Genomic DNA, 2,222 nt, shown 5'->3' on the forward strand with positions numbered 1-2,222 from the left:
AGTTGAAGTCGGTAGTGACGAAGGACCGGCTCGGCATCGGGACGACGCATTTCGAATACGACGCGTTTGGGCGGCGGATTCGGAAGCTCAATGGGAGTTATGCGAGTACGGATTTTCTGTGGGACGGCATGCGGTTGGTGCAGGAGACGTATCACGACCGGAGTGGCGAAGAGGCGCTGACCTATCTGTACGAGCCGGACAGCTATGTGCCGCTGGCGCGGATCGACCAGGGCGTGCCGGCTGCCAACGACACCAAAGTGCGTGACACTGTCTATTATTTCCATAACGACGTGTCGGGGCTGCCGGAGGAATTGAGCGACGCCGACGGCGAGTTGGTCTGGCAGGCACGCTACAAGGTGTGGGGCAACGCGGTGCAGGAGGAATGGATCGCGCGTGCACCTCAGCGGGCGACACCGTCTTGGGACGAAGTGTCCGCGGCCGCACCAGCGCAGACTCGTGCGCCGCGGTCACAGAACCTGCGGTTCCAGGGGCAGTATCTGGATCGCGAGACCGGCCTACACTACAACACCTTGCGGTTCTATGATCCTGATATTGGACGGTTCGTTACTTCAGACCCAATTGGACTGCTGGGTGGAACGAATTTTTATCAATACGCGCAAAATCCGATCACGTGGATTGATCCGTGGGGTTTGACGTGCGGATCGGCAGCAGGAGCACCAAAAGATCCAATCGCACGTATTGCGCCAGGATCGTTACCTGCAGCGGAAGAATCCGCGCTGCTCAATACCTTGAGTCATATCGATAACGGCACTGTACCTACTGGGCCTTTGGCAAAAAAATGGGGCACGCAGTTTAAGAATTGGGCCGGAGACTTGCCGGGGGGGCAAGGCCCCACATCCCCTTATCGCGAATATCGGGTCGCGCCGTCGCCTGGCACCACAGGTGCCGGGACTAATCGAATCGTGATGAACAACCAAACGGGAGAGATGTACTACACGTGGACACATTATGGCGATACGGGGAATCCCGCTTTTGTTCAGATCAGGTGACTTGTGATGCTAGATAAGCCGGGAATTTATGTGATCGACTCGATCGAAGCGAAGGGCATTGCGGAAGAGTGCCGTTGCAGTGGTTGGCTGGTTATTTTCCTACCCGAAAAGATAGCATCCAAAAATCAGTTTTTCGATGCGATTCGTGATAACTGTCCACTAGATCCGCCGTTGCAGAGCAATCGAAGCTGGGACGCATTGGCTGACTCACTTTGGTCTGGTTTGGACGAGGTAGATAACGAGAAGATCGTAATCTTCTGGCCGGATTCGGAGCGAATGATCGCAGCGGAGCCAGACGCTTCTGCTATCGCGACAGATATCTTCGCTGACTTGTGTGTTTCGTTGGCAGATCCGAGTGCTACCGCATCCAAAGTGAAGATGCTGCTGGTTTTCAAAATTAAAAATTAACTACGATTGGGTGGTTTGAGGTCGAATATTTTTGTGTGGCGTTATTTTGTGATCTGGAACGGAGCGGAAGGGCGATATTTTGGATCGCCATAGATGCCGTGCTGGAAAGCCCGAAAAATACGGAGTTTCCGTCTCATTGGGGCGATAGTAAAATTTTGCAGCATTTGTCGGATGTTGCTACGGATCCGCATTCAGTAGCGGGCGTTGGAAAATGGAATTCGCCCTATATTGTTGATGTCCGAGATGGAATTGAGGTTAGGGTTGATTTTTTGTCCGGCAGCGCCTCCAACTGACGCCGGAAAATATCGATGGCATATTCGATCAATGTTGCGCCTAATCCTGTGTAATGTGGGTGAACGTATGAATGAAAACGAAGTAGATTATAGATTTGTTAAAGATCAACTGCTGCTTTTGCTTGGGGATTACGAAGGAAAATTAGGCCGAGAAACAGTGGATTCAGTCCGGCATTTCATTGATCATGATGAATATGAGATGGCCTACGAGGGGTTGTTTATTGATCTGATGGATATACGATTTGATCCGAATGAAATCAATGTTGATATTTATCGGAAAATTGGTGAGGATTTGAATTTGAATGAGGAAAGCGTATTTGATGAGGGATTTTTGGAGAAATTCGAGGGTTACTTAAATAAATGGAAGATGAGGTGAAAGGCTGAATTCGCTGCTATACCGAACGCGGAAGCGCTAACGAAGGAAGGGAGCCATTGTCGAGGAGTACACGCCGACTGGCTGGCTCGCACATACCTACGACGAGCTTGGGAATCGCGTCAGCACGACGATTTC

Annotated in this window: 3 protein-coding genes; all 3 read left to right on the forward strand. The window is 51.2% G+C overall.

Annotated elements, in window-relative coordinates; all coding sequences use genetic code 11:
• A partial coding sequence (locus tag DIE15_RS37325; protein ID WP_185734619.1) for an RHS repeat-associated core domain-containing protein occupies positions 1-1,010 on the forward strand: 1,010 nt, incomplete at its 5' end.
• A gap of 6 nt (positions 1,011-1,016) precedes the next feature.
• Positions 1,017-1,418 carry a barstar family protein gene (locus tag DIE15_RS36535; protein WP_124835871.1) on the forward strand — a complete coding sequence of 134 codons (402 nt, stop codon included), beginning with the start codon at positions 1,017-1,019 and terminating at the stop codon, positions 1,416-1,418.
• Between the two features lie 234 nt (positions 1,419-1,652).
• A complete protein-coding gene (locus DIE15_RS36545; RefSeq protein WP_124835872.1) occupies positions 1,653-2,087 on the forward strand; it encodes a hypothetical protein in 435 nt (144 codons plus the stop codon).
• The last annotated feature ends 135 nt before the right edge of the window (positions 2,088-2,222 follow it).

Origin of the sequence: Burkholderia sp. Bp9031 (assembly GCF_003857965.1) — a bacterium.
In the GTDB taxonomy this organism is placed as follows: Bacteria; Pseudomonadota; Gammaproteobacteria; order Burkholderiales; family Burkholderiaceae; genus Burkholderia; species Burkholderia ambifaria_A.

Coding starts and splice junctions, on each gene's coding strand:
- DIE15_RS36545 (WP_124835872.1), top strand. CDS start 1,653: ATGTCCGAGATGGAATTGAGGTTAGGGTTGATTTTTTGTCCGGCAGCG.
- DIE15_RS36535 (WP_124835871.1), top strand. CDS start 1,017: ATGCTAGATAAGCCGGGAATTTATGTGATCGACTCGATCGAAGCGAAG.